Annotated in this window: 7 protein-coding genes; 5 read left to right on the top strand and 2 right to left on the bottom strand. The window is 45.3% G+C overall.

The genetic code is table 11. The features are described from left to right. Positions 1 to 100 precede the first annotated feature (100 nt). Entirely contained in the window at positions 101 to 4,120 is a 4,020-nt protein-coding gene (locus tag ACJV2T_RS03980) for a DNA-directed RNA polymerase subunit beta' (protein WP_415683688.1), read from the top strand. A 368-nt stretch (positions 4,121 to 4,488) separates the two neighbouring features. On the opposite strand, the gene ACJV2T_RS03975 is transcribed toward ACJV2T_RS03980, so the two are convergent. Further along, entirely contained in the window at positions 4,489 to 5,739 is a 1,251-nt protein-coding gene (locus ACJV2T_RS03975; RefSeq protein WP_419399209.1) for a hypothetical protein, read from the bottom strand. A gap of 885 nt (positions 5,740 to 6,624) precedes the next feature. Between ACJV2T_RS03975 and ACJV2T_RS03970 the strand changes: the two genes are divergently transcribed. Next, a complete protein-coding gene (locus ACJV2T_RS03970; protein WP_419399208.1) occupies positions 6,625 to 8,385 on the top strand; it encodes a SpaH/EbpB family LPXTG-anchored major pilin in 1,761 nt (586 codons plus the stop codon). A gap of 120 nt (positions 8,386 to 8,505) precedes the next feature. Continuing rightward, on the top strand, positions 8,506 to 8,679 hold the full coding sequence (locus tag ACJV2T_RS03965) for a hypothetical protein (protein WP_419399207.1): 174 nt from the start codon (positions 8,506 to 8,508) through the stop codon (positions 8,677 to 8,679). Between the two features lie 420 nt (positions 8,680 to 9,099). Here ACJV2T_RS03965 and ACJV2T_RS03960 read toward each other — a convergent pair whose 3' ends face one another. Then, positions 9,100 to 9,333, bottom strand: coding sequence for a hypothetical protein (locus ACJV2T_RS03960; protein ID WP_419399260.1), 234 nt, complete (start codon positions 9,331 to 9,333; stop codon positions 9,100 to 9,102). On the opposite strand from ACJV2T_RS03960, the gene ACJV2T_RS03955 reads away from it, so the two are divergent. Further along, positions 9,266 to 10,489 (top strand): class C sortase, encoded by a 1,224-nt coding sequence (locus ACJV2T_RS03955; protein ID WP_419399206.1) that lies wholly within the window; start codon positions 9,266 to 9,268, stop codon positions 10,487 to 10,489. The genes ACJV2T_RS03960 and ACJV2T_RS03955 overlap by 68 nt on opposite strands. A 142-nt stretch (positions 10,490 to 10,631) precedes the next feature. Continuing rightward, positions 10,632 to 20,345 carry a hypothetical protein gene (locus tag ACJV2T_RS03950; protein WP_419399205.1) on the top strand — a complete coding sequence of 3,238 codons (9,714 nt, stop codon included), beginning with the start codon at positions 10,632 to 10,634 and terminating at the stop codon, positions 20,343 to 20,345. The last annotated feature ends 189 nt before the right edge of the window (positions 20,346 to 20,534 follow it).

The following is a 20,534-nucleotide window of genomic DNA, read 5'->3' as shown; positions in this document are numbered from 1 at the left end:
AACTGATTTGCTAATTAATTTAGTAACTGATTCAGTAACGAACACTACTTTAAGAAATTAAGAAACGTTAAAAACAATTTCATGAGACAGGACGATAAGAGTGCTGGACGTCAACGCATTTGACAAACTGAGGATTGGACTGGCAACCGCCGAAGATATCCGTAGCTGGAGCCACGGCGAAGTAAAGAAGCCAGAAACCATTAATTACCGTACCCTAAAGCCAGAGAAGGACGGTCTGTTCGGTGAGCAGATCTTCGGTCCAACTCGCGACTGGGAGTGCGCGTGCGGCAAGTATAAGCGCGTGCGCTTTAAGGGAATCGTGTGCGAGCGATGTGGTGTAGAAGTTACACGCAGCCGCGTTCGCCGCGAACGCATGGGTCATATTGAGCTTGCAGCTCCGGTAACGCACATTTGGTTCTTCAAGGGTGTGCCAAGCCGTTTGGGCTACTTGCTCGACATTGCACCTAAGGATCTTGAAAAAGTAATCTACTTCGCAGCCTACATGGTTACGAAAGTCGACGAAGAGCAGCGTCACCAAGATCTTCCAGATTTGCAAGACGAATTCGATACCGAAATCGGCAACCTTCGCAAGCGTCGTGATAACGAAATTGAAGCGCGCGCTAAGAAAGTTGAAGAAGACTTGCACGAGCTGGAAGAATCTGGCGAAGGCAAAGGTGCTGCAAGATCTAAGTTGCGCGCTAGTGCAGAACGCGAAATGTCTGCTATTCGTACTCGCTATGACGAGCAAATTCAGCGTTTGAACGCCGTATTTGATCGTTTCAAGGGCTTGCGTGCCGGCGATATGGAAGGCGACGTCGACTTGTGGCGCGAGATGGAAGATCGCTATGGCGACTACTTCGAAGGCTGCATGGGTGCTGAAGCCATTAAGAAGCGTTTGCAAGATTTCGATTTGAAGTCTGCTGCCGAAGAGCTTCGCGCAGAAATCGACAACGGAACCGGTCAGCGCAAGGCTCGCGCTTTGAAGCGACTGAAGGTTGTAAACGCATTCTTGACTACTGGAAACAAGCCAGAAGCTATGGTTTTGGACGTAATTCCAGTAATCCCACCAGATTTGCGACCAATGGTTCAGCTCGATGGTGGTCGCTTTGCAACTTCCGATTTGAACGATTTGTACCGTCGCGTAATCAACCGTAACAACCGTTTGAAGCGACTTATTGAGCTTGGTGCTCCTGAAATCATGCTTAATAACGAAAAGCGCATGCTTCAGGAAGCAGTTGACTCACTCTTCGACAACGGTCGCCGCGGCCGCCCAGTAACCGGCGCGTCCAACCGACCATTAAAGTCGCTTTCCGACATGCTTAAAGGTAAGCAAGGCCGATTCCGCCAGAACTTGCTCGGTAAGCGTGTTGATTACTCTGGTCGTTCCGTAATCGTCGTTGGTCCAAGCCTTCGCATGCATCAGTGCGGTTTGCCAAAGCCAATGGCATTGGAGCTTTTCAAGCCGTTCGTTATTAAGCGTTTGGTGGATCAGGGCTTCGCTCAGAATATGAAGAGCGCAAAGCGTTTGGTTGACCGTGGTGACTCCGAAGTTTGGGGCGTGCTCGAGGAAGTTATTTCCGAGCATCCTGTGCTTCTTAACCGCGCACCTACACTTCACCGCTTGGGTATTCAGGCATTCGAGCCGATTTTGGTTGAAGGTAAAGCAATCCACCTGCCACCACTTGCCTGCGCAGCATTCAACGCAGACTTCGATGGTGATCAGATGGCAGTGCACCTTCCGCTTTCTGCAGAAGCTCAAGCAGAAGCGCGCACTTTGATGATGGCTTCCGACAATATCTTGAAGCCAGCAGACGGTCACACCGTTACAATGCCTTCTCAGGATATGATTTTGGGTCTTTACTACTTGTCTACCGTAATTGACGGAGCAAAGGGTCAGGGTCGCGTTTTCTCCTCGCTTGCTGAAGCTGAAATGGCTCTCGACAAGCATGAGATTGATATGCAAGCTAAGGTGCTGATTCGAGTTCCTGCAGACTTCGTATTGCCAAAGAATTGGGAGCCTGCTGAGCTTAAGGTTGTTGACCCTGAGCCAGGCAGCCCAGACGTTGTGCGCGAAGAGCGTTTTAAGGACGGAACTGTACTGTTTGCAACTTCTTGTGGACGCATTTTGTTCAACGGAACCTTGCCAGTCGACTATCCGTTCGTAAACGAGCAGGTGCCGAAGGGCGTACTTTCTAAGATTGTCGACGAAATCGCAACCCGCTATTCTACAGCTCAAGTTGCAGCAACGCTCGACGCTTTGAAGGATCTCGGCTTTACTCGCGCTCCTTGGTCTGGCGTAACAATGGCATTCTCCGACATTGTGCTTCCTCCAAATCGCGAGCAAATTGCTCAAGATTACGAGGATCAGGCTGCAAAAATCAACTCTCAATACGATATGGGTCTTCTTACAGACGAAGAGCGTCGTCAAGAGTTGATTAACTTGTGGACTGAATGCACCGACAAGGTTGCAGACGCAATGCGCGAAAACTTCCACGACGACAACAACGTGAACATCATGGTTCAGTCAGGTGCACGTGGTAACTGGATGCAGATTCGCCAGATTGCTGGTATGCGAGGCCTCGTGGCAAACCCTAAGGGCGAGATTATTCCTCGACCTGTTAAGTCAAACTACCGCGACGGCTTGTCTGTGTTGGAGTACTTCATCTCGCAGCACGGCGCTCGTAAGGGCCTGGCAGATACCGCACTTCGTACTGCAGAATCTGGCTACTTGACTCGTCGTCTTGTGGACGTTTCGCAGGAAGTAATCGTGCGCGAAGAAGATTGCGGCACTAAGCGCGGTCTTATGATGAAGATTGCTGATCGCGACGAAAACGGCAATTTGACGCTTGTTAAGGCTGCTGACGGTGGTCCATACTCGCGCTTGCTTGCTGCCGATGTAATTGATCCTGCTGACGGCACTACAGTTTTGGCAAAGTGCGGAGATGCGCTTTCTATGGACGTTTTGCGTGATTTGGTTGCGCACGGCGTTGAGGAAGTTAAGGCGCGTTCTGTGCTTACTTGCGAATCCAAGCGTGGCGTTTGCGCAAAGTGCTACGGCTGGTCCTTGGCTACGAGCCGACTTGTGGATGTTGGTGAGGCTGTTGGTATTGTGGCAGCACAGTCCATTGGTGAGCCTGGTACGCAGCTTACGCTTCGTTCCTTCCACTCTGGTGGCGTCGCTTCGGCTTCTGATATTACTCAGGGTCTTCCTCGTGTTACGGAGCTTTTCGAGGCTCGTACTCCTAAGGGTGAGGCTCCAATTGCTGAGTTCCCAGGCGTTGTGAAGGTTGAGGATACTGACCACGGTCGTCAGGTGACTTTGACTCCAGACGACACCACGATTGAGCCAATTGTTTACCCAGTGACTCGTCGTGCGCCAATGCTTGTAAAAGATGGCGACCATGTTGAGGTTGGTACGCAGCTGATTGAAGGTTCTGTGGATCCTAAGAAGATTCTGCGTATTCTTGGCCCGCGTGCAGCTCAGGTGAACATCGTGGAGGAAGTGCACAACGTGTACCGTTCTCAGGGCGTTGATATTCACGATAAGCACATTGAAGTTATCGTGCACCAGATGCTTCGCCGTATTACGGTGATTGATTCTGGCGATACGGATCTTCTTCCAGGTGAGCTTGTGGATCAAGCAAAGTTCCGCGAGGCAAACTTGGCTGCTGTAAAGAACGGCGGAAAGCCTGCTGCTGGTCGACCAGAGCTTATGGGTATTACCAAGGCTTCGTTGGCTACGGATTCTTGGCTTTCTGCAGCATCGTTCCAGGAGACTACGCGCGTGCTTACTGAGGCCGCCTTGAGCCAGAAGGAAGATGACCTTAAGGGCTTGAAGGAGAACGTGATTATCGGTAAGCTCATCCCAGCTGGTACCGGTTTGGCGCGTTACCGCAATGCTAACGTGGAGCCGGATCCTCAGGTTCGCGACTCTATTTATCCAAACTTCGGTTTGGGCGGTGCGGATAGCACGCCTTCGAACTTCGGTGAGAGCGATATGGGCGATGTTGACTTCTCCAACATTGATTTTGGCGATATGAAGCTCGGCGACGACTTTAATCCAGATGACTTCCTTGACGATCAGGGTGGTCAGAGCGATTATGGCGACGAAGCTGAGTGATTTCGCTGGTGTGCTGCTTGGTGCGTGCTGAGCGCGTTGCGTTTGGTGAGTGCTGAATGGCGCTAATCTGATATAAAAATGGGGCTTCAAGCTTTCGGGCTTGAAGCTCCTTTTTTGTTGCGTGTTTTTGTAGCGCTTGTTTCTATTTCCTCGCGTTTGTGGACTTGGGTGGTGTGTATGTCCACATTTGCGCGTACTTCACCCTGCGTTTGTTTACTTTGAGTGTGTGTAAGTCCACAATTGCGCGCGTGTCGTCCCGCGTTTGTGGACTTGGGTGGTGTGTATGTCCACATTTGCGCGCGTGTAGTCCTGCGTTTGTGGACTTAATGGGTAGGTAAGTTCACAAACGCTCGCGTTATATCATCTTTTCACACATGCACTTTTGGAACACCTGCAGATAACAGTTTTTTCTCAAGCTTTCTAGGATCTACAACATCTGTAAAATCGAAGCGTACAATCTTGCTTGCTCCACATTCGTAAATAATTCGCTCTCTGTTGCGTTCTCGTTTCACAGCATCGCGATCGTATTTAAGTGCTCTGTTTGTGCTGTTAAATTCACCATCAATAAAATTATCAGAAGATTTGTGATTAATATCGCAATTTAAATTTTTTCCGCATCCGATTAAATACTTATCTGTTCCATCTAATTCTCCAACTACAAGACTCTCATTAACCTTCCATGCAAAATCGGCGCGCAGTGGCCAGTCTGGATTATTGTTATTTGGAAATTCATATTGTAAATAAGGTTTAATAAAGCCCAATTCAAGCATCACAGCTCTTGCCAAAGATTCCCCAGCGTTTTCACTTTTTGGTGACGCAAAATTGCAAAGAATACGCAGTCGTGCAAAAATATCAGTGTCGTCAATGTTTGCAAAATAAGGGTTTTGAGATTTTTCAAAATACTTCTGATTATAGAATTGTTGAGCATTTTGTTGATAGCGCGCAAATTTATAAAATTCGTAACAAGTTTTGTAAATTTTCTCAAGATCAAAGCCTTTTCGACATGCTGAGTCAAAGGTTGGCAGAGCAATTCTAAATGGCTTGGTCCATGCTTCAACAAATAGAATGTTGTAGATACTAGCTGCATAATCAATTGCGTTTTCTTCTGGCGTTTTAATGTGCCCGAATGTTGAAGTTTTCAGGATTTTTATAGTGTTGTTAGTGTCTTTATTAGCTTCGTTAGAATCTGACAATTGCGTATCGTTGTGCTTCTTATGATCTTCTTCGAGACTAATTCCATTTTCGTCTTCAATAATGTCTGGAATGTGAACTCGTTTAAGTTGACGTCTTTCTATCTTTCTTGCAGCTTTCTCATTTGTTGATTCAGCAGTTTTGTTCGGATATGGGCATGACACGTATATGTCTATTTGTTTTGATTGATTTTTGTATTCTTCAACTATGTCTAGTCCTAGTAGTGCCGCGCCAGATTCTCCGGTATATTTCCATGCCTTTATTTTTATTTTTCGAGTGAGAGTAATAGCTATGTGTCGTACTTTATCTACGTACCATAAGTTTTCCCAATGTGTGCGCCTTGCGTACAATCCGTAGTACGGTTCAACGAGATATCCGGATTCTAATTGTTTGCGCAGGGTTTTGCGTGATTGAGTGCACGATGCCATAAAGCATGAGCCTTGATTTTCTGATTCCAAAATGCCGGATAATGTTTTGCAATATTTCATGCTGATGATGTTATTTTCATGTAATTCAAGTCGCAATATATTTTTAGAAATGTGGATAAAAGTTATTTTTTTATATACGTTCTTATATTTGAGTTGACATGTTGATAAATAAATACGATGAGCGTAGATTGTGGGAATGTCTCCCCGCGTTTGTGGACTTGGGTGGTGTGTATGTCCACAAATGCGCGTACTTCACCCTGCGTTTGTTTACTTTGAGTGTGTGTAAGTCCACAATTGTGCGCATGTCGCCTCGGATTTGTGGACTTAATGGGTAGGTAAGTCCACAAACGCAGGGAAGGATGCGCGCGTAAAGCCCACTGGGCTTTACGCAATATGCAAGCGCTACCGCATTGGGTCGCTTTTCGCGCTTCGCTTAAGCGAAAAGCGAATCAATGCGACACGCCGATTTGGTTTTTGAGAAAAAAAATTAAAACGCACAAAAAGCGGCTGAGTTAGTAATTTGTCACCCCAAAAAACCGTTATTTTTCAACGATTCTTGTACCGGGGGGGGGGTGGGTGCTTAGAGATATAAACATTTGACTGTGTTATACTGCACGCGATTTTCCGTCTAAATATCGATTAATATTGTATTTACTCATGGTTGAGCGTTATCGCACATTGCGAAAAATAGCTAAATAATGAAGGTTGCAGTTGTATCTGCGTTCGTATCTGTGCGTTTGCACATTTGCTGTCGTCGATGCAATTGTAAGTATGACATAATGACATAATTGTCATTATGTCATAACCTTTTGTTTAGCTTGTAACTTGCTGTTGAGGCTAAATAAAGATGTAAGACGATTCGTTTACTTATTGAAGAGAGGGAATATGCGTCTACAGACTTCAAAGTTAAAGCGCGCTGTTGCCGTACTAGCCGCTGCGTGCACACTTGGCACCTGCTGCATCGCCGGATCCATCGCGTGGGCTGGTAATCCACAGGATACACCTGCTCAAGGTGAAGACACCGCAAATATTAAATCTGACCAGGCTACTTCTATTACCATTTACAAGTATGAAGGTCCTGAGGGTTCTGTTAGGAATAATGGTAAAAAGCAGACTATTCCAGATAAACAAAAACCAATTTCTGGCGTGAAATTCAAGCTTACTCCAATCGTTGATGCTCAAGGCAACAAGATTGATTTGTCTCAGACGTCTGGTTGGAAAGCCATCGAGAAATTAGAGACTGAAAATAAAACTGCTGCTCAGGCTTTGACTGATGCTAAGTTGAAGGTTTCTGAGACCACTGCTGACATTAAAGAACAAGCAACTGGTGATGATGGTTCTACAAAATTCGACCTTGGCAAAACATACGGCTTGTACTTGGTTGAGGAAGACTTGGCTAATAGCAAGCCTATGAAAGAAGGCAAGCCTATTAAGGTTACCAAGCAAGTTAACCCATTCCTTGTAACGGTTCCTCTTCCAGATACGCAGACTCACACTTGGATTTACAATTTAAAGATTTATCCAAAGAATGACGTCAGCACCAACAAGGTGGAGAAGAAAGCTCAAGCTGCTCCAAGCAAGCCATTCATTGACGGTACTACGACGACTATGGGTTGGGATATTTCCATCCCGCTCACCGCTATCAAAGATGGTGGCAAAGCCTATACCAATGTTTCCTTCACTGATCCAATTAACACAGATTTCTTGAACTATAACAGTGTTAAGGATGTGAAGGTTGTTAGTAAACCTAATAAGGAAGGCAAAACTGAAAGTGTAGATTTGACTGCTGATGACTACACTGTTGAAGCTTATTCTTCAATTGGTAACAACCCTACGAAGATAGACAATTTGACTGCTGACAATCTCAAGACCGTCAAGTGGATTCGCGTTAAGCTCACTAAAGCTGGTTTAGCTAAGGCTTCTGAAAAAGTTGGCGGTAAACTTACAGCAACAGTTGTAACAACAGTTATTAATCCTGGAAATATTAAGAACTTTATAAACACTGATGTAGATGGAGTTGCAACCGGTGAAGGAGATAAAACTCCTGGCTGTGTTCCAACTAAGGATAATCCATGTGAAGATCCAGATCATCCTCACGAAGGTGAAGACACCACTAATTTCGCTACACTCACCATTGATAAGATCGGCTTGAGTGATAACGATCAGAAGGACAATGGTAAACCTTTGAAGGGTGCAATCTTCGATGTGTATAAAGCTGCTGACGGTAAGAAGGTAGACGACCTTAAAGGTAAGACAGTTGCTGAAGCTGGCGCTGATTTAGTAAGTGGTGAAGGCACAGTTCGTACAATGGCTGCAACTGATGATAAAGGTAAAGCTTCTGACTCCTTCTTCGTTGGTAATGGTTCTACTGTTTCGCACGTTTATTGCGCAGTTGAAACTAAAGCTCCAGATGGATTCAAACTTGATAATACGCTTCATTGCGTGAATCTTACTGCTGGAACTGATGCGAACAACACTTTGAAGATTGATAACGCTAGAGCAACCGAACTCGATAAGATCCTTAGCAACTTGCCTATGACTGGTGCTCGTGGCTTGGTGATTTTGACGGTTTGCGGCATTGTTGGCATCGCTGGCACGTTCTTCTACATTGTGATGAAGCGTCGCAAGGAGCAAGAACAGGAGTAAAACTCGCTCGGCTGGTTGAGTGGCTTGAACGATTGTTCAGCTGATTTGCTTTGCCGGTTGCACAGTTTGTTGCGAAACAAGCTATGCAACCGGTTTGAGCGGATTAGTTGCGCAGTCAGGTTGGAGCGCAAACGCTGGAAATTCTCCGTCAAAGTTCCTGAAGCTTTGCACCAATGCTCTGCAGACGTTGCTCCTGAAGCTTTGCATCATTGCTTTGCAAACGAAGATTCTGAAGCTTTGCGCCAATGCTTCTGCGAAAAGTGGTTTTGTAGCTTTGCAGTTTTGCTCTGCTGAAGTTGCTTTTGTAGCTTTGCATCAGTGCTTTGCAAACGTCGATTACTTGTTGCTTAGTGAACTTTAGCATTCATGCTCTGCAGACGTTGAGTATTTATTGCTTAAAGAACACTAGCATTCGCGCTGCTGCACACGCTACGCCATGCACACAAACCACGCACCTACCCGCAGCTTAATTGCGCGACTTTAGTTGCATGAATATTCGTGTGGTAGAGATTTGAGATTTTTCGCACTGAGCGAGGCGAACGTCAGAGCCGCAGGCTGCTGATTCGCCAAGCGAAGAAGAAAAATCGAAAAATCTCTGCGATGGGCACGGTTATTAACGATTAAACACGCAGAGTTTGGGGGATTTCTTTACGAGCACTAAAAGAGGACTGATGGAGCAACATTCTTAAAGAAAGACGGACGCACTAAACTCTTTTAGCAGCCAGAGCGACTGAAGGACGGGACGTGCGAGGAGAGAAATCCCCCGAAACTCGCGCCACGGCTAAAAGAAATTCCTATCTCACACAGCCACTTCAGAAATCCGCCAGCCAAACGCCAGCCAAAATTCATAGCAAAACTCAAGAATGTCGAAAACAAAATCGTGAGAAAAGAAAACCACTCAAACTCGCGCAACAACGCCAAAAACTGGCACTTCTCTAAATCCTGCATAGTCCCTGCTTTGCTGTTGCTTGCGTCGTTTGCGTCGCTTATTTACCCGCACGCCGCCATGTGGCTGAGCCAGTATCACATGTCGGAAGTTGCTGCAGAGTATGCGAAGCTTATAACTCATTCTGTTCCTGCTCCGCATGAGCAGCTCCGTCGCGCTCGTGAGTATAACAGTCAGCTTTCGTCGGGTGCTATTTACGAGGCAAATACGAACATACCGACTTCTCACGGAGCTACTTCCGATGCGAGTCAGGATTATTGGGATCAGTTGAAAGTGAACGACGACGGGTTGATGGCTCGTTTGCGAATCAAAAAAATTGATCTTGATTTGCCTGTGTATCACGGCACAGAAGATGCCACTCTTCTGAAAGGTCTTGGTCATTTGCGTGGAACTTCGCTTCCGGTTGGCGGCAAGGGGACGCGCTCTGTGATTACGGGGCATCGCGGTTTGGCAAGTGCGGAAATGTTTACAAGGCTGGACGAAGTTGGGAAAGGTGACACTTTTACAATTGAGGTTTTCGACGAGATTCTCACCTATAAGGTTGTCGACAAGATCGTTGTGAACCCTGATGAGACGAAGAAGATTGCAGCCGTTCCTGGTAAGGATTTGATGACGCTGATTACTTGTACGCCTCTTGGCATTAACACGCAGCGCATTTTGGTTACTGGTGAACGCGTGGTGCCAACGCCTGCTGCAGACAAGGCGCTTCGAGGTAAAAAGCCTGATGTGCCGCGATTCCCGTGGTGGATTGTTGCTTGCTTTGGAAGCTTGTGTATTGTTGGCGGATACATTTGGTGGGCTGGTTTGCCTGTAAAGAAGAAAAAGAAAACTGAAAAGAGTGATGATGCTGCGGCGAATGTTGCTTCGAATGTTGTTTCGAATGTTGCTTCGAATGTTGTTTCGAATGTTGCTGCAGATGCGCCTTCTGTTACTAGCGCAAGCAGCGGTGCAGTAAGCAGCACAGTAAGTAGCGCATCGACAAGCATAGTAAGCAGCACGGTAAGTAGTGCGGATCTTGTGCTCGAGGAAGCTAAGGCGATTGAAAATCGTCCGAAAAAACGACCGAAAGTCAAAAAGTCTAGTTCGCGCAAGAAACGCAAGCGGAGCGGTCACGGCGAAAAGACTTTCAACTGGCTTATAAGCATTCTCGGTTTATGAGCGATTGCTTATAGGCAATAACAAAACTTAATAGAAAAACTTAATAACAACAAAAAACTTAATAGAAAAACTTAATAACAAACTTGCGGTGCCGTGGGGGCGACGCAAAGCAGTGTAAAACAATGCAAAACAGGTGGAAACAATGAAGAGTATTTGGACGATTATGCTAAACGTTCTTGTTCGCATAGGTCAATTGACTCAATGCGCAACTCGTGTAGCTAAACGTGCGACTCAGCATATGTACCGTGTGGCTAAGAGTGCGGCTAAGCGTGTAGCTAGTCGCGTTTCTGAGCGTGTAGCTAGTAACGTTGCTAAGCGTATAGCTAAGCGTTTAGCTAATTGCGTGAATAAACGCTCGTCTAAACGCGAGTCTGTTTTTGCGTATCGTGCGTTCAGCAGCTCTTTCGCCAGTGCTCTTAAAACTGTTCTTGTTTGCTCTCTTTCGGTAGCAATGTTGCTACCTATTTGCATTACTGCTGAAACCGCAGTTGCTTTGGATAGTGCTAGTAATTCCGCTAGTAATTCCGCTAGTAATTCCGCAAAGTCTGATCCAAAGTCTGATTCAAACTCTAATTCTAATAATCCAGACTCTAATCCAGACTTATCTGCATCATCTCAGTCTTCTGCGTTACAGAGTTTAGACAATTCACAAGGATCTGTAGATTCAGGGAATCCACTCTCTCAATCTTTTAATCCTTCTGCAGGCTCTGGCGCAGGCGTGCCGTTTGCTTCTCCGTTCGCTTCGCCGTTCTCTTCTCCGTTTGACTCTCAATTTGATTCTCCATTTGGCTCTCCGTTCGGCTCTCAACCAAAGTCACTTTTTGAGCGCGCTGCAGAAGAAGAAAGAGCAAAAGCGCAAAGTCGCGACGCTAAGAATTACACAGCTCGCGAATCTTACGAAGAGTATCGCCCTGGGTGTAACAAGGATTACGCTTTAGGCGCATGCATTACTACTGACGGCGACGGTGCTGGTTTGCGAGCCACGAACGGCCACGATTTGGATGTTAATAGTCTTGGATACAACTTGGAATCTGGCGACCAATTTATTGGTGCAGCAACGAGACCTCGCGGCCACTATGAGAACGGTCCTGTGCCTGAAGATCCTTCCGGCACGGATCATTACGGCGCAACTTACTTCACCCCGTACCCTAAGGGCACTTTCATTATGGGCCGCTTCCGCAATATGGCATTTAACCATAAGGGTTCCGGCGTCGATAGAATTAACTTGCCTATTGACGACACTGCAGACTTCGTGTTTGTAAAGCGTACGCCTAAGCTTTCCGGTGGCGGCTTTGTGTGGGATGTTATTTTTAACGCTGGCGGCCGTACTCAGGGCGCTGGTGCTGCTCTCGATTACTTTACTATTCCAAAAGGTCAGATTCTAGACAAAGGTAGCGAAGGTGGAAGGCAGTACATTCAGCGAGTTCTTTACAGCGGTAGGGAAGCTACTGCTTTGTATAAGAAAAACCAAGGCAACAAGAATCCTCCTCGCGAAACTTGCTCATTCTCGTGGGATAATCCTAACGGTTTGTGCAGTATTAAAACCGACGGTAACGATTTTGATACTGGAGACGACTTAGTCGCAGCTTGGAATAAGATGAGGGGCAATGACGACAGTAAGAATGGCAATTATTCTAGGCTCCTTCCAGATGCTGTAACAACTGAAGATTTAGGTAGTGCTGACGTTATTGGTTGGTGCCGTGATGGTCAAGGTTTGGACTGCATTAAGTCCAGTAGCTATGGTGCTTTGGATGAAGGCGATCTTAAAGTTGTTCCTAAAGTTGAAGGAAGCTATAACAGAGGCTATAGCCCTGCTTATGTTGCTCTTGTGCAAAATCTTTATCAATCTATAAAAGGTGACACGCAGCGTGTATTTAGTTTTGTGAACAAAATTAAGTCTGGCGAGATTGCTTATACTTATAAGATTCACTTCACTACTACAACTTCTACGAATAAAAACGACTCATATTGCACTGCTAACAAGGGCGATGGAACAGGTTGCGAAAACTTTTCATTCTTCTACGCTGCAGGATCTTACTACGGTAAAAAATACAGCAAAGGTTTTTATGGTGATACTGACCCGTTTGGTGTTACTAAAGCCAGTAAATACTCCATGACTAATTTTGGACGTGACGCTAACTTCTACATGTACACTGTAATGCATCAGCAGTGGTATGGTGCGCCGCGAATTATGGATATTCAGGCTCCTAGATACCACTTCCTTAAGGGTACTGGTTTGGGTCCGTACAACAGTGACAGCGGTAATTATCTTGAGCACAGGCATATTTCATTCTCTAGCGTATTGCTTGGAATAGTAAATCAGCCTTTGGGAGCTTCGCATCTTATGAATGAGAATCAAGATATACGCTTATTGCCTGATTATTATTCTCCGAATAACGGCTACGCTCGAGGCAATCAGTGGTTCCGTAATCCTGGTATGAACGACCATAATACGAAGGATTCAGAGCCTGGTAGACACAAGCTTGAGCTTAGATATAACGATAGAACGTATCACATGAGCGAAACTCAGGATTTGTGGTATAGGATTATTACGCAAGCGGATGTGTTTAAGCCTTTGCAAACTGAGGAATATGACGAGAATAACAAGACTCCTAAGTATTATTCTTACGATCAGCCGCTTCCTAATCCTCTTATTATTGATGATCGTGATAATAATGCTGGGTTTGTGAATTTTGTTGGCAAACGTTCCGACTTGTATAAGCAGGTAATGGCTTTCGATCCTAACTTGTTCCCGCCTGTTAATAAGACTGATTATGGTTCAAGAAATAGGTATGGTTCCATAAGGCAGAGGAAGGGCGCTAAGACAAACGATTATCCGCTTGATGCTAACTATTTGACTAATGATCCGGAAGGAGATTCTAATACTCCTCTTAAGAATCTTGCTGTTTACAAAGCTGAGTGGACGGATAAGTGGGGTGATGAGCCTCGCTCGAATACTCTTCAAGATGCTGATTTAAGCGTTGCTGCCAAAGTGCCTATTGTCAGCGTTGTAAATCCTTGCGGTCACTCTAAGATTCTTGATGAGTACAAGGATAAAATTACCGGTCAATCTAGGTCTTCTATTTCATTTAGATCCGTGGATGGCGACGATGATTCCGCTGTGAATGACGATCGTGCAGCTATTGGCGAGGATCGTGAAGACAGCATGCCTGCATGCTGGCCTAAAGCGCAAGATGCTACTAAGCGTAATGTTTGGTTTGTAAGCGATGCTCCTAAGACAGGTGATGACGGTAAGGAGTTGAAGCCTGGAGATCCTGTAAAGCAAGACTTGCATGACAAAGTTTTGGCTAAAATCAAGCGTGTTTACAGAACTTGGATGCGCAACAAGTATAGTGCTCAGTTGCAAGATGGCAAGGATCCTAAAGTTTTGCCAAATTACGTGTTTGTAAAGTACGTAAAGATTACGTTCTGGGATAACTCGACTACTGTTATACCTGTTGTATTCCCGTATGTTGATTACGAGAAGCCAACGTTGGATGTAAAAGTGAGCGTAAATAACGGAAATCCTGTTGACGTTCCAGCTGATGGTTTGAAGATTCCTGTTGATAGCAAAATTAAGTTCTGGGTTAAGGGCCATGACGATAAGAGGATTTTGCTTGGCGTAAAGCCGAAGGAAGCTACTGACTACTTTACTAACGATAAAAATAAGAGATTCTTTGATAATAAAAAAGTCGTTGTGCGCAATGATTTCGATATGATTACTACTTCGCGTAGCAATAAGAATAATTGCGATACCCGCGGTTGCGGCGATTTTACTACAATAAGCTACAATCAGTTCATTCATAAAAATGGCGAGCTTGATAATGAAACGGATCAAGTTGGATGGGTGATTAACAGCGGTAATTCTAAAGATGATGGTTCTCCTACAGTACTAGTGGGCGATCAGACTAGAAATCATGGTGTGCATGATCTGATATTCCACGGTTGGGATGCTGCAGGTAATTCCGTAATAAAGAAAATTAGGCTGATTATTGTATCTCCTGGCTATGGTTTGCCAAACGTTTGGTGGGATAAGAAGCCGAATGGACATTATGTTGGGCGCGTGAATCCTTGGGATGAAGATAAGCGCGTGCGCTCGATTATGGTTAGAATTTGGGCGCGCGGTAAGGAAAAGCCGGGGAATGAGCACAACTACGATACACTTTGCCCAAAGGATGGCAGCTGCTACGGCATTGTTATTCAGCGAGATGGTAATAAGAAGACTGATCTTTGGTATCAGGTTAATACTTATAATCACAATAATGATGCTGCAAGCCCGGATGGGTCTAGAGCTGCAGAGGATAGGTCTGCTGAGGATAGAGCTGCTTTAGAGGACAGAGATGCGTCTGACGATAAGGCAGCTGATGGCAAGTCGGCTGATGGCAAGGATAAAGATAAATCTAAAGCTGACGGTAAATCTGCTGACGGTAAATCTGCTGACGGTAAGGCGAAAGTTGACAATAAAGCTAAAGCTGATAGCGAAAAGAACGATAACGCCAAACCAGGGGAGAACTCTACCCAAAATCAGCAGGGTAAGCAGGATGAGCAAGCTAATAAGCCGCAAACTAGCAACAAGCCTGCTTCTTTGAAGATTTCTAAAGCAACTAAGAAGAATGCTAAGAATAAGACAGCTAAGAAGCGTTCTAAGAAGAACGCTAAGAAGAGCAATGTTCCTGGAAGGCGCGGTAGTGTAAAGCTTGCTGTACTAAACGAAGGTGATTCTTCTAAGAATGCGAATACTCAGAAATCTGAAGTACAAAAACCTGAAGTAAGTGATGGTAACAAGCAGAGTGATGCTGCTAATACTGCAGAAAACGGTAGCGCAAGCAAAGATAATAAAGGCAATAACGGTAGCAAGAACTCCGATAACAAGGACGCCAAGAATTCTGAAGATGCTAAAGATTCTGAAAATAAGTCGGAAGAATCTAAGGGTCAGGATCGAGATGCTGAAGGTGAAGATCGTTCTACTGGGAAAAGTAACGATGATTGGCGTAAGGAATTTAGTAAGCGCATTATTACAGCAAATCTTGGAGATCATATCAAGGGTTGCACTACTAACGGCGACGATAAGTGCGAAATCACTTTTGATCCTGTAACTGGAAATATTACGATTCCGGAATACTTTGCGGAAATTGGTTCCAGAATTTACGTAGACACTTACTCTGTGTCAGATAAAAATCCAGATGAGCGTCAAAATAAACTTTGGAAGCTTATGGATCCAAGCAATATGCAGGATCGCGAAGAATCCGACCCGCTTCCGCTCGATATTGCGTGGCCAAACGGCTTAGTGCAAGTGAACCCGTTTGAGCTTAATAATAACGAAATCGTGGCAATGCTTTCTTGGATGAGGCACGATAAGCGTAACGAGCGAATCTTCGGATACCGCAAGGAAGAAATTGGCGTTAAAGACCAAAAGAAGTACGATACTTACGATCAGTACGACAATGGCTTTAATCCTGCAAAAACTCAAGCAAAGTATGCTTATGGTGAAGATAAGCCTCAATACTCATGCGACTCGGAGACGGATCAGCAGTGGAAGCTGTGCTTAGGTGGCGTTACTGGTATTAACGCGATAGGAGATATTAAACAAAAGCAGTACGCCAAAAAGACTCTTTCTTTCAAAAAGTTGGAAGCTGATGACGAGACTATTCTTAACCCGATTGAGCATAAGGTAACGCGCTTCGTTGACATGCGTAAGGACTATACGTGGGGATTAGTAAATAACAACAAGAAGAGTGTTGACGGGCGAAACGATCCTGGATTTGACGGGCCGCAAAATGGCTTGTATGGAAATCAGAAGTATGGCACGCAATACTTTGTGTACAAGTGGAACATAAACTCATACCGCAAGGGCGGCAATGGTAAGCCGTTAAACCTTCAGGATGTGCTAAAGCTTGTAAAAGGTACGCCGAGTATCAATACGCAAGATGAAAGTAAGCCGCAGCCTTCACTAACTCCTATGAGTGCGGCGGATAATAGGCAATTTGATGCGTGGAATGGCGATAACCCTATGGTAGTTGAAGATGGATTAGGTTACGCTGTGCACGACAAGACATGTGCTACGTCTATTGCTGCTCATAAAGGTTTTGCGCAAGAAGGTAAGTGCCAGTGGCGAAATAAGCTTAATTTAGTTAAGTATACGCCTAATGAATTTATTAAGGATCCTTCTTCATTCTCTTACGATGCTTCTGTAAACATGAAGGGCGGAAGTGAAGTACATATCACAGATAGGCTTGTTGAAGATAAGGGTAGTCAACATTTAAGTAAAGATAAGGTTAGTGAGTATGCTATTCACAAGGACTTCCTTATGCCTGGCGGTGAAGATCTGAATGGTCAAGCAGATGGCGAAAATATTGGCGACGTTATAACTAAGAATATTGATGTCGACACTATGAACGACTACGACGCGTACGGTGAGGGTACTTCGAAGCCTGAGGGGTACGCAAATAACAGGCCGTTCGTGCATGCGCAACTTTATGTGAATAATGGTCAGGTTACGAACGATCTTCTGCTTCGCGATCCTGGTAAGACGCCAGATAACACAACGAACGTGATAAACGTGTGGTTTATGCCGGTTGATAGTGAGAAGCCGACGATTAGTGCGAAGAGTTATCAGAAGTGGGACGGTAAGCCGTGGGATATTCACGGAAGATGCATGCTTAACGGCGATGTGAATAACTGCACTACTGTTGATGCTGATGTTATTACTCTTGATACTCTAGATAGTAAGCATTATGGTGGTAAAGCTTGGTATGAAGCTGATAATGCCACGATTAATTTACCTGCAGCGTTAAAGTTAGACGATGATTTCAATGCGTACGAATCTGATCAATGCAAAGATGAATGGGTGGATGGTACTGTATTTAATAAGAAATACGTTAATTTATGCAAGATTAGTATAAACAGTAAAGTCCTGCTTGGTAATCTGAATATATATATTAAAGCGAACGACATTCAGTATCCTGACGGTAAAATTTCTAGTCCAATGCTGAAGTTTGTTAGTAACGGCGTTACAAATAAACATTTGCTTAGAAGGTTTGTTGAAAAATACAGAAGTACGGATTTGCAAAATCCAAGCAAAGATAAGCAAACTGTATTTACAATGTATGCTGAAACTACGGATAGTGCTGGAAAGCAAAGTGAAAGAACTGTTGTTGGATGCTTCAAAGCGAAGTGGACAGATGTGGTGAAGCCATCTGTTGTTGCATATGATGGTGAAACAGATGAGGTTGCAAAAGAAGATAGATGGCTTAATAACTCACAAAGCCGCAACTATAAGGTTGTAGTTAAATCAGGCTTTGGAGCTAAAAGAATGGTAGTTTACTATCATCCTGCTTCGGAGCTTGAAAAAGCTAAGCAAGCTGCTTCTAATGCTGTTTATGGATCTAGTGCATCTAGTGGAAACCAGAATGAGCCTGACATAGAAAACAGCATTGGTAAAACAATTTCCATCTGTTGGGATAAATCATGGAGTGTATGCTCTGGTACTTCCAAGCCGAAGGAAGTAACGCTTGATCACGATAAAGTTGGTAATGCTGTTCTAACATTCCCTAGCGGTTTCTTAGCTCCAGGAAGCGTAGTTCGAGCGCGCAACCGTCTTGAGGTTGGTCCATGGACGTATATGCCTGGTGTTAGAAGCCCTGAAGATCTTGTCGATGACTCAGGTAATAGAGACGGGAACAAGACTGCAAGAAACGGCGGAAACGGCGGAAACCGCGGAAGTACGCGTGCTGCAAAAGGACGTGCTGCAAAAGATAAACGCTCTTACAGAGACGACGCTAGTTCAGAAGATACTCTTGACGTGCTGCCAATGGCTTACGCAAAAGAAAAGCCTAGCGAAGTATGCCGTCCGGATTACTGGAGGGCAAGCGATTGGGAAGGTCAACTTAAGCCGTCTGACTGCGTGTACTTCGACGTTACGATGAAGCGTCAAATAGTGCAAATACACCCAATGTTGCTAAGCGGTCACGAGGAGCGCGCAATACGAATGGATTTGCGTAGCGAAAACAACTTTGCAAATGATCCAAGGAAGGGAATTTGGCTTCCAAGCGATAGCGAAATCGTTACGAATGAGGATCCAAGGCTTGGACCTGGTAGAACTATGGTGACGTTCAGGCAGTATGACTACAACACTATGACCAAAGAACAGAAGCCTTTGAAGCTGCCTAACTATGGTGACCGCCAAGTAGGAAATAAACAAGACGTTGCTGTTCTGACTCGAGGCTGGAGAAGCCGCGTGCTCGTTCCAAATCCGCAAGAAAATAAGATTACGCGATTTGTGCGATTGCGCGCGCCTGAAAACGTCGATAGCGAGTATGGTGGCGATAGTAAGGGTGCTGCAGACTACTTAGCTGATGCGCCTACTAGCTTCGATGAAACTAAGGATAATAGTAAAGTTCTGCGCGTAAAGGATCGTCCGGATGATCCAGGATTCATTCTTTCGAAAGATAAGAAGTCTCTTCTGTATCTGTACAATGCTTCAACTAAGAGTGAGTTTAGTCTTAATGATTTGCAAGCTGCGTTGAAGCTTAAGCGTAACAGTGCTTTGCATCCAGCAAATGAGTGTGGAACATATGTTGATGGAAGTAAGTGGGACTTTGCTGATTGCCAGCCATCCTTGCTGCCGGAAGTAAGAGGTAGCGATAAGGTCGATGGTGAGCATAAAGAAAACGGCGTTACTGTTGGACGAAACGGCTTCACTATTGATTGGAATACGCACTTATATACGTATGATCCATCTGCAGATCATAGGTCTGGTGCTAACGGCGCTGGTAACGACAATGGTGGATCTGCTGCTGCAGAAACTTGGTACGTAAACGTCATAGATATGATTCCAAAGGCGAATTCTTATTTAGGCGGCGGATATCATATTCCTAATAGCGCTGGCGTAACGTCTGATAGTAAGGATACTGGTCTTTCGCTTGCTGACTTCGCTGGTGTTGGTGCATGGGGTAGGTCTGGCGCGATTGATAAGAGCTTAATCGGTCATAAGGTTCTCAAGAATCCAGATAATGGTTTGTCAGTTATTATGACATACGGCGATAGCTGGGTTGGAGATACTCATAAAACGCGAGGCAAAGCTGGCGGCTGGGATAACGATGCCAACTACGAATTCGTAATGCCTGTGTATCTGGTGCCTGTTGATAACGTTAAGCCAACTGTTGCAGCAACTGCAGGATCGCTTCTAAGTGGGCACGCGGATGCTAATAATCCTTACGTTGTAACGATGGAGGAGAAGGACTACGCTAAGCTCACGGTTAATAGAAGTGAGGCTTCTAAGTCGGAAAGCAAGGATAAGAAGACTCTGTTTGCTGATGTTCACGACGACTACGATAGCTTCTCTGGAATCAGCGACCTTAGCTTGGTTGCGTGCAAAGTCAATGAGGCTGGAGGTTCAACTGATTTTAATAGCTGCAAGTCAATAATGGGCAATAATGGCTCCGTAAATACTGCGGCGTTCAAGAAGCTCAAGATTGACGGCAGTGGAGTTGAGTACGCTTTGTACGGACGTGCAAAAGATAGCTCCGGTAACAAGAGTGAAGACTTTGATAAGAACAATATGGGTCGCTTAGTCGGATACTTCAGCTTCGGATACTTGGTGCGTCCGGTTGCACTGCCTTACAGCGGTGGTCAGGCTGCAATATGGTTCAGCTTCATGTTCGGCGTGCTGTTGGCGCTGTTCTTGGCATCCGGCGCATTCGGTAGGCGCGGATGGCTTGGCTCGGTGCTTAGTGGCAACGGATTTGGCGGATTAACGGACAGCAAGCACTGCGACGCTTCGGCTGAAGCGCTTCGAAGTGGCAATCTGCTCTTCAAACTCAAGTCAAAGTTTAAGTTCAAGTGGCTTCGGCTGTGATGCGTAGACGCTGATGCGCAAAGCGCGCTTGCTGCGAAACTCGCGTTGGAAGTCCACTGGACTTCCAACTTTAGCGAGTTTCCGCTCCGAGTTGCCTTCGCGCGCTAAATCGCAGCGCTCAGGCAGTCGTCGCGCCTGCGACGCAATAGGTTATATATATATATCTTAATTGCGCGTTATTCGGTCGTG

This window comes from Gardnerella phocaeensis (assembly GCF_048545075.1).
GTDB lineage: Bacteria > Actinomycetota > Actinomycetes > Actinomycetales > Bifidobacteriaceae > Bifidobacterium > Bifidobacterium vaginale_J.
The sequence above is the reverse complement of the archived record's forward strand: the minus strand, read 5'-3'. Positions and strand labels throughout refer to the sequence as shown.

What these genes read in the sequence shown, in the direction of transcription:
- ACJV2T_RS03975 (WP_419399209.1), bottom strand. Translation starts at nt 5,739, where the DNA reads ATGGCATCGTGCACTCAATCACGCAAAACCCTGCGCAAACAATTAGAA.
- ACJV2T_RS03970 (WP_419399208.1), top strand. Translation starts at nt 6,625, where the DNA reads ATGCGTCTACAGACTTCAAAGTTAAAGCGCGCTGTTGCCGTACTAGCC.
- ACJV2T_RS03960 (WP_419399260.1), bottom strand. Translation starts at nt 9,333, where the DNA reads ATGCAGGATTTAGAGAAGTGCCAGTTTTTGGCGTTGTTGCGCGAGTTT.
- ACJV2T_RS03950 (WP_419399205.1), top strand. Translation starts at nt 10,632, where the DNA reads ATGAAGAGTATTTGGACGATTATGCTAAACGTTCTTGTTCGCATAGGT.